The sequence below is a fragment of the Sphaerobacter sp. genome (assembly GCF_019683595.1).
Taxonomy (GTDB): domain Bacteria; phylum Chloroflexota; class Chloroflexia; order Thermomicrobiales; family Thermomicrobiaceae; genus Sphaerobacter.
The window spans coordinates 1-8772 of sequence record NZ_JADGHZ010000142.1; the positions used below are offsets into that span (position 1 = coordinate 1).

Below are 8772 nucleotides of genomic sequence, written 5' to 3' on the forward strand. Positions count from 1 at the left end.
GTCGGGGACCGCGGGGTACGGGGCTGTCGTCAATGCGGGGATTGCGCGCGATGCTTCGGGTGGCGACGTTGGACGCGAGGAGGCGGTGCCGATTTCGTGAGGCCGACCGTGAGGCCTGGTGACGCTGGCCAAGATCGGCTGAGCGACCTTCGGCTGGCACCGTTCGGTGTTCAGTCGGAGGTTTATCAATGTCTGCTGATCTGTGGGTCTGGGAAATCTTCTTCGGGTTCATCTCGCTCGTCCTCGCGCTCGACCTGTTTGCCTTCCACCGCGATGCCCGGGTGGTATCGATGCGCGAGGCGGCGATCTGGAGCGCGGTCTGGATCGGCCTGGGGCTCGCGTTCGGCGGTCTCCTGTGGTTCTGGCATGGGCCAACGGCGGCCGGGGAGTACCCAGCCGGCTACCTCATCGAGAAGAGCAGGGCGGTGACAACATCGTCGTCACCGCCCTGCTCTTCCGCTACTTCGCTGTGCCGGCCGCCCTGCAGCGTCGCGTGCTGTTCTGGGGTGTGGTCGGGGCCATCGTCATGCGCGGCCTTTATCGTGGCTGGCGCGGCATTGTTCGAGCGCTTCCACTGGGTGATCTACGTGTTCGGCGGCCAGGTGGTCGTGACCGGGTTCCGGATGGCGCTCCAGCGTGAGGACAAGGTCTTGCCGGAGCGGAACCCGCTTCTGCGGCTCGCGCGTCGCATTGTTCCCGTCACCAAGGAGTATCGCGGCCAGCACTTCGTTCTCCGCGAGAGCGGACGGCTCGTTGCGACCCCGCTCTCCGTAACGCTCCGTAGGCAGCCGCGCCGCTCCGTTCCTGAAGGCGAGCGGGGAATGTCTCGGGGCAGCGTGTTGGTCCTGTCGTCGCCTCTCAGCCCCTTGGATCGTGGACAGGTCCGCGCACCGCGGCTGGGTCTGCGCGCCACCGTCGTGGCCGAATGCGGCTCAGGACGCGCCAACATTCGGCGGGGACCACGTGAAGTCCGTATCCATCGGCCAGAGCGGACGCCGGATGTGCCGGAACGGCAGGCTGGCATAGTCAACGGTACTGGCGCCTGGCGTGGCGAGGTTGATGTTGCCGTCCACGATGGGATCAAACGACGCGCGGTGGGCCTGATTTGACTTCACGACAATGATCCGCTTCTCTTCAAAGATGATGCCGGCGCTCTTGAAGAAATCGCGGTCTTTACCGCTGCGCTCCATCGAGAAGATGACGTCGATCTTGTCGCCGATGCGCAGCACGACGCGCGGGCCCACGTTGACGGATCGCCAGGCTTCTCGCCGTACCTCCTTACCCCAACCCCCGTGGATTGGCCCGCAGATCGTGTAGTTTCCATCGTCGATTAGCTTGACGGTTCCTCGGACACGGATGGGCTTGTAGAAGCGCTGGTCGACCGCGGCACCGATGTCCATCTCGAGCGTGGCGCCGATGCCGGCCGCGATGCCCGCCCGGACGACGTTGGGATCGCGGATCGTCAGGGCGCAGTCGCGGGCGCCGTGGCTGATGAGGCTCTCAAGAACCGCCGGACTGTCGGCCGCGCATGAGCTACCGGGGTCATCCCCGAGGTCGACGAGGACGATGGGGCGCTCACCGGTGCTCTCCATGGCCATGCGCACGCCCTCGTCGATGCTGACAATGGGCCGGACGTTGAGGATGTCCTCGCGCATCTGCCAGACGTGCATCGCCAGCTCAGAAGCGGCTCGCACGGCGAGCTCAGGATCCCCGTTGGTGGTCGCGACGACCGACATCGAGGACTCGGGCGTGTCCGCGTAGCCGTACCCGCCCTGGATGGTGAGATTGAGGATCCCCGGGGTGCGCTCCATCTCCTCGCGAATGCGGTTGAGTCGGTAAAGGGGCAGCCGTGCCTCCTCCTCCGGGGCGTGGGCCCACGTACTCTGGCCGATGTTGGGGCCGATGATGGGGACATGCACGACGCGCGTCACCGGGCGGATCGCGCCGTCCAGGATCCGCAGCATGCACTCGCCCGCCTCGAGACCACGCTCGTAAGCGTCGATGTGGGGATTGGTGTCGTTCGGAAAGGCGGCGGCGAGGAGCTCGCACTCGCGGTGGCTCATGATGTTGTGGAAATCGTAGGTGGCCACAAAAGGAACGTGCTCGCCGACCACGGCTCGCACCCGGTGCAGCAGCTCGCCTTCGGCGTCAGTGTACGGATCCTCGGCCACCATAGCACCGTGGAGTGCAAAGTAGACGCCGTCTAGTCGCTCCGCCTGGCGCACACCGTCGACGATCAGTCCGACATAGTGGTCATACACGTCGGCGTGGATCAGGCCGCCGTGGACGAAGTGCACATCGGCGATGGGAACAAGCTCGATGTCCGAGCGACTGACACCCTCGACAAACCCGGAGATGAAGTTCTTCGGGACGGCGCGATCGATCACCTCCTGGCCGAGCTTGAGTGCAGCGTCTGGGCGATCGTTGTGCTCGAGGGCGAAGGTGTTGGTCTCGTGGAACATGCCGATGATAGCTACCCGCTTCACGCCGTTCCGCCCTCCTCCAACCCGTGGGGCGAGGGGCAGCCAGGCGTGCCCGGTGCGGCGACGCACGGTGCACGCGGTACCTGTCTCGCCCTCGGCGTTGTTTCAATACATGAAACACTTTTGCAATGTATGCACCCATCTTAGCGTTGCGTACTGACCCTGTCAAGCGCCCGGATGGCGACCCCATCACCTCCACTGTGCGGCGGAGCGGTCCGCTGTTGCGCTCTTGACAGTGACAGCCGTGACTGCTACGCTGTTTACACCGTGTTACGACGTTTCAGATGATGAAACGAATTTCCTCCGATAGGGAGTGCCCTAATGGAGCGACGCTCGATCGATTCTCCGGAGCGCCTCACGTCTGCGGCCCAGGAGGTTCTCGCGGGCGGGGTGTCTGCATCAATGCGACATCATCCGTATCTCGGACGACCCCTCTTTCTGGTCCATGGCGAGGGTGCCATTGTGACCGACATCCAGGGAAAGCAGTACCTGGACTTCAACATGTCCAACGGGGCGACGATGCTCGGTCACAGACACCCGGCGACGCAGCGCGCAGTGCGCGATGCCCTTGAGAACGGGATGATCACAGCCGCGGACACCCCGTACCATGAGCAGTTGGCTCGGATGCTCACCGAGATCATTCCGTCGGCGGAACGGGTGCGCTTCGCGTCGACCGGCACGGAGGTCACAGTGGTGGCGGTCCGGCTGGCGCGGCATGTCACGGGCAGAACCAAGCTGCTGAAGTTCGATGGGCACTTCCACGGACTGTCCGACGTGTTCCTGTTTCGGGCCGCGGATTCGCAAGCGGGCGACCTGCAGGCCGTCCCATCCTCCGGTGGTGTCCCGGCGTCGGGTGCAGATGACCTGATCCTCGTGCCGTTCAACGACGCTGACGCATTTGACAAAGCGTTGGTCCGGCACCGGGGTGAGATCGCCGCGGTGATCTTGGAGCCGGTTCACTACAACGCCGGCTGTATTCCCCCTGAGCCGGGATTCCTTGAGCACGTCCGTACTCGGACGCGCGAGGAGGGCATCGTCCTGATCTTCGATGAGGTGCTCTCCGGCTTCCGGATGGACCTGGGCGGCGCACAGGCCTACTACGGGGTGACTCCCGACCTGAGCACGCTCGCCAAAGCACTGGCCAACGGCATGCCGCTGTCGGCCCTGGTGGGTCGCGCAGACATCATGGAGCAACTCGCGCCCACCGGCCCAGTCGCGCACAGCGGGACGTACTCCGGCCATCCGTTGAGTGTGCTGGCGGCGCTGGCGACGCTCGAGTACCTGCGGCAGCCCGACGTCTATGACGTGCTGCTCGAAGTGAGCGAGACCTTCTACCGTGACATGCAGGCGATCTTCGATCGGCACGGCCTCCCGGTCGTCGTGCAGGGGCTGGGTGCGCGTTTCGGGTTGTACTTCAACCGGCGTGAGCGAGTGAGAACGTATGCCGACGCGCTGAACCACGACCATGAGCTCAACCGACGGTTCGTGCTGGGCTGCCTCGATCGTGGGCTGTACATGCACGCGTACACGCGGCAGGGCGCCCCGGGGCACTGTGGTTTCTCCCTCTCGCATACACAGGAGCACTTTGCCGAAGCACTCACCATCATCGAGCACGTGTCAGCGGAATTGGTGAAGCAGTCGTGAGCGTCTCATGAGCGAGCAGAACTATCGCATCGCTGTTGTCGACCGTGCGCTTGATGTGCTCGAGGCGCTGGCCGAGGCACGCGGGCCAGTCGGCGTGAGTGATATCGCTCGGACGATTGGCGCGACCAAGTCGGCGGTCTTCCGGATTCTGGTCAATTTAGAGAGACGCGGCTACGTCCTCCGCGATCCGACGAGCAGCAAGTACCAGCTCGGTGGCCGGCTGGTACAGCTCGGGTACCACGCACTGGCGACATTCGACGTTCGGGAGCGGGCCCGGCCTGTTCTGGAGGCGCTGCATGAGCGGTTCAACGAAACGGTAAACCTGGCCATCCCTGTCAATGGGCGACTGCTCTACATCGACATGATCGAGAGTGAGCATGGCCTGCGCATGGCCGCGCGCATCGGTGCCACCGACGAAATGCACTCGACCGCGCTCGGCAAAGCGATTCTGAGCTTTCTCCCGGAAGAGCAGCGCGAGCAGGTGCTGCGCAGTCCTCTGGCCAAGCGCACGGCGCAGACGAATACCGACCCGGCATCTCTGCGGCAAGAGTTGGAGCGGATTCGAGCGTCCGGAGTGGCTGAGGATCACGGCGAGAACGAGCCGGGAGCGTGCTGCTACGGCTCTCCGATCTTCGATCATGCGGGGAACGTGACCGCAGCAGTCAGCATCTCTGCCCCGGAGCGGAGGCTGCGCGGCGAGGTCGCAGAGGAGGTGCGACAGGCGGTACTGGCAGCGGCACAGGACATCACTGACCGCATCGGTGGGAGGTGGCCGCCGATGAGCAGTCAGGGCAGCGAAAACGGCTAGACCGGTTTCAACGTCGGACTCGAGGAACCAAGCCATCCACCTCGCTCGCAGATGCGTCCGGAATGAAGCACCGCGTCCTCGCCACGAGGGGATGTGGCGTTCGACCGGACCGGTCGCCGTCGCGAGGTGAGTTGGAGAAGGACCGGTAGGCGAGGAGGGGTGCGATGACGCGTGAGCGATCCGGGATGCTAAGCCGACGCCGCTTCCTAGTCGTCACGGTGGGGATGGCCAGCGCCAGCCTCCTCACCGCATGCGGGGGTGGGAGTGACGATACCCCAGAGGGTAACGGGGGAGGTGCTCCGGCCAGTACCGCAGAGCCGACCGGTGGGAGCTCGCCGTCCGGGTCCGCTGGGGAAAGCGGCGAGCCAAAGTATGGCGGTACCCTCATCATCGGCCAAGACTTCGGTCCGCAGGAACTCGATCCGACGGTCTCCGGTGCTTGGGCCTCGACCAACGTGCAGGAACTTATCTTCACCGGGCTCCTGCGCTGGACGCCGGACATGGAGATTGAGCCGGATCTGGCGACCAACTGGGAGGTTGTGGACGACCAGACGTATGTCTTCCACCTAAGAGAAGGGGTGAAGTTCCACAACGGGAAAGACTTCAGCTCGGAGGATGTCAAGTACACCTTCGAGCGGATCATCGATCCCGCCACAGCGAGTCCACGAATCTCCATCTTCGGGGATATCGAGTCGATCGAGACGCCGGATGCGACCACCGTGCAGTTCAATCTCAAGCGGCCCCTCGCGCCATTCCTGCGGAACCTGGCCACGATTCCGAATGGGGCGATTGTCCCGGCGGGCATCACGGGTGAGGAGCTGAACGCCACGGCGCCTGGCACAGGCCCGTTCCGCTTCGTCGAGCATGTGCTCGATCAGGAGGTGCGGCTCGAGAAGTTCGAGGACTACTATGAGGAAGGGCTTCCTTACCTCGACGGCGTGACCTTCAAGTTGTTGGGTGACGACACCTCGATCACCTCTGCCCTGCGCTCCGGGACGGTCCACATGGCGTGGCTGAAGGACCCAAAGGTGGCGCAAAACGTCTCGCAAACGACGCAGGGCCTCGAGTCGGTCCCCGGCGTCAGCAGCCGGTACCTGCCGATCATGTTCAATCTCAAGGAACCGCCGTTCAACGACGTCAACGTACGACGTGCCATGAGCCTGGCGCTCAACCGGCAGGCGATCGTGCAGGCGGTGCTCGGCGGTTTCGGTTCTGTGGGGACGTTCCTACCACCCTCGCAACTGGCTGGCTATGAGGGCGACGGCTCCGACCTCCCGTATTACCAGCAAGATGTCGAAAAAGCCAAGGAGTTGCTGCGGCAAGCGGGTTACGAGACCCTCGAGGTGCCGGAGTTCAAAGTGGTCGCGGCCAATCAACTGGACGTGCAATGCGCGCAGATCATGAAAGAACAGTGGGCTGCGGCCAATATCAACGTCAACATCAACCCGATGGAGGTCGGCGCCATCCTCCAGGACTGGCAAGCGGGTAACTACATCATGGCGACGGTCGGAACCGTTTGGGCGCCCGATCCGAGCAACGAGGTGGAGCGCTTCCATTCCCAGTCCCCCTTCGGCAAGGCGATGGGCATCAACGACCCGGAGTTGGATGAGTTGATCGACGCGGGTAAGGCCGAGAGTGACCCGGACCGTCGGGTGGAGATCTACCGCCAGATTCAGGAGCGGGCGCTCGACCAGGTGTACATCATCGTCCCCTATACCTATCCCTTGCGGTGGGAGCTGGTGTGGAACTACGTCAAGGGCTATGACGTGATGGCGTCGAACGCGCGCATCTCGGTACGGAAGACCTGGTTGGATCAGTAGCCATGTTGACGGTGGCGCTCCGTCGTATCGCGATGCTTGTACCCATCCTTCTGGGCGTGTCGATGCTCACGTTCGGGGCCATGCACATGATCCCCGGCGACCTCGCCGTCGCACTGCTCGGCGTCGATAACGCTCAGGATCCTGTCGCTCTGGAGAACATCCGGCGGAAGTATGGGCTCGATCAGCCGCTGCCCGTGCAGTACGTCAAATGGCTGGGACACGCGGCCCGGGGCGATTTCGGGCAGTCTCTCCGGCTGCACGTCCCGGTGCTCGACGAGATCCTGCGCCGACTCCCGGTGACCGTTGAGTTGGCCTTCTTCTCAGTAGTCTTCGGACTGATCGTTGGAGGCGCGATCGGCACCTTGGCGGCCATGCGCGGGCGGGGATGGTCAATCTTCGGCCGTAGCTACATTATGCTCGGCGTAGCGGTACCCAGCTTCTTCCTCGGAACACTGCTGATCCTGTTCGGTGGGCGCTATATCCCCTTCATTCCAACGCTGGAGTACGTGTCGATCACTGAGGATCCAGCGCGACATCTGCTGGGCTTGGTCTACCCGGTGATCTCGCTCGGCACCGGCCTCGCCGCGGTTATCGCCGAGAACACGTGGTCGGCCGTGGCGGAGGCGATGAACCTGGAGCACGTGCGCGTGGCGCGGGCCAAGGGGCTCGACGAACGCAGGGTGGTGACCAGGCACATCCTCCGCAACGCGCTCATCCCGATCACGACCATCACCGGCTTGCAGATGGCCTTCCTGTTGGGCGGAACCATCATCATCGAGTCGATCTTCGCCATACCCGGTCTGGGGCGGCTTGCGTACAGCGCAATCAACCTGCGCGACTACCCGTTGATGCAAGGCATCGTGCTGGTGATCGCGGTCATGGTCGTCCTGGCAAACCTGCTCGCCGATCTGGCCTATGCGCTCTTCGATCCGCGCATCCGCCTGAGTTGAGAGATCACGCAGCATGGTCGGTTCGGAGTTCGCGCGACGCTCGATCGAAGAGTCACCGGTTCCCTCGCGGCACGAGCTCGGGGCTCGGCCGACCGGGTTCACGCGGCTGCGGCGCCGCCTGAACGTGCAACTGGTGCTTGGTCTGGCGCTCTTCTCAATCTTGTTGCTGGCTACCGTCTTCGCCTCGGTCATTTCCACGCATGATCCGAACGCCATCACGACGACGGGGTCGCTGGCGCCACCGCAGGCAGGACATCTCTTGGGGACGGACTCCATCGGGCGAGATGTCTTCTCGCGGGTTCTGCACGGGGGGCGGGTATCGTTGCAGGTCTCCGTGCTGTCTGTTGCGGTGGCGTTGGTGCTGGGGTTGCTGTTGGGCATACCCGCGGGGTACCTGGGCGGTCGTGTCGATCAGGTCATCACCCGCGTGCTCGACGTGCTCTTCGCCTTCCCGGCGATCCTGTTTGCCTTGGTCGTCGTGACTATTCTGGGGCCTAGCATACGGAACCTCGCACTGACGATCGGCTTCCTGTATGCGCCGCGCATGGCGCGGATCGTTCGCGCGCCAACCCTTGCGGTCAAGGAGCGGGAGTTTGTCGAGGCCGCCCGAGCCATCGGGGCGGGCGACCTGCGCATCGTGTCAAAGCACATCTTGCCGAACGCTTCCTCACCGGTCATCGTCGAGGTGAGTCTAGCGCTGGGGCAGGTGATACTGACCGAGACGGCGCTGAGCTTCTTGGGACTGGGCCCCCCGCCGCCGGCGGCGTCGTGGGGGGCGATGCTCGGCCAGAGCCGGCAGTTCATGGAGTTTGCTCCCTGGACGGTGTTAGCGCCCGGGCTTGCGATCGTCCTCAGCGCCACATGCTTCCTGCTGATCGGACACGGACTGCGCCGGGCGCTCGATCCGCGTGAGCGATCCGTCCGCTGAAGAACCCCGGGGCTAGGGCGAGCAGACCGGGTCGTCAATCCTGAGGCTGGGACAATGCGGGTGGGCTCTCCTGGGCCCCGAGGCTAGCCTGTCTCGATGTGCTCCTTGGTGGAGGGGAGGCGGTCGCCGAGGCGGGGCT

7 protein-coding genes are annotated in these 8772 nt (G+C 64.1%); 6 read left to right on the forward strand and 1 reads right to left on the reverse strand.

All coding sequences use genetic code 11. From position 1 onward, the window contains the following. Positions 1 to 469: 469 nt before the first annotated feature. Positions 470 to 640, forward strand: a complete 171-nt coding sequence (locus IRZ30_RS17180; protein ID WP_366945349.1) for a hypothetical protein — start codon at positions 470 to 472, stop codon at positions 638 to 640. A gap of 292 nt (positions 641 to 932) precedes the next feature. On the opposite strand, the gene IRZ30_RS13140 is transcribed toward IRZ30_RS17180, so the two are convergent. Next, a complete protein-coding gene (locus tag IRZ30_RS13140; protein WP_294085814.1) occupies positions 933 to 2486 on the reverse strand; it encodes a M81 family metallopeptidase in 1554 nt (517 codons plus the stop codon). Between the two features lie 399 nt (positions 2487 to 2885). On the opposite strand from IRZ30_RS13140, the gene IRZ30_RS13145 reads away from it, so the two are divergent. The 5 genes from IRZ30_RS13145 (at position 2886) to IRZ30_RS13165 (ending at position 8633) form a co-directional block, all read left to right on the forward strand. Further along, a complete protein-coding gene (locus tag IRZ30_RS13145; protein ID WP_294085816.1) occupies positions 2886 to 4127 on the forward strand; it encodes an aminotransferase class III-fold pyridoxal phosphate-dependent enzyme in 1242 nt (413 codons plus the stop codon). Between the two features lie 7 nt (positions 4128 to 4134). Next, positions 4135 to 4935, forward strand: coding sequence for an IclR family transcriptional regulator (locus tag IRZ30_RS13150; protein ID WP_294085818.1), 801 nt, complete (start codon positions 4135 to 4137; stop codon positions 4933 to 4935). A gap of 164 nt (positions 4936 to 5099) precedes the next feature. After that, positions 5100 to 6755: an ABC transporter substrate-binding protein gene (locus IRZ30_RS13155; protein ID WP_294085820.1), complete on the forward strand. Its 1656-nt coding sequence runs from the start codon at positions 5100 to 5102 to the stop codon at positions 6753 to 6755. Between the two features lie 2 nt (positions 6756 to 6757). Beyond that, positions 6758 to 7705 carry an ABC transporter permease gene (locus IRZ30_RS13160; protein WP_294085822.1) on the forward strand — a complete coding sequence of 316 codons (948 nt, stop codon included), beginning with the start codon at positions 6758 to 6760 and terminating at the stop codon, positions 7703 to 7705. A 13-nt stretch (positions 7706 to 7718) separates the two neighbouring features. Then, on the forward strand, positions 7719 to 8633 hold the full coding sequence (locus IRZ30_RS13165; protein WP_294085823.1) for an ABC transporter permease: 915 nt from the start codon (positions 7719 to 7721) through the stop codon (positions 8631 to 8633). The last annotated feature ends 139 nt before the right edge of the window (positions 8634 to 8772 follow it).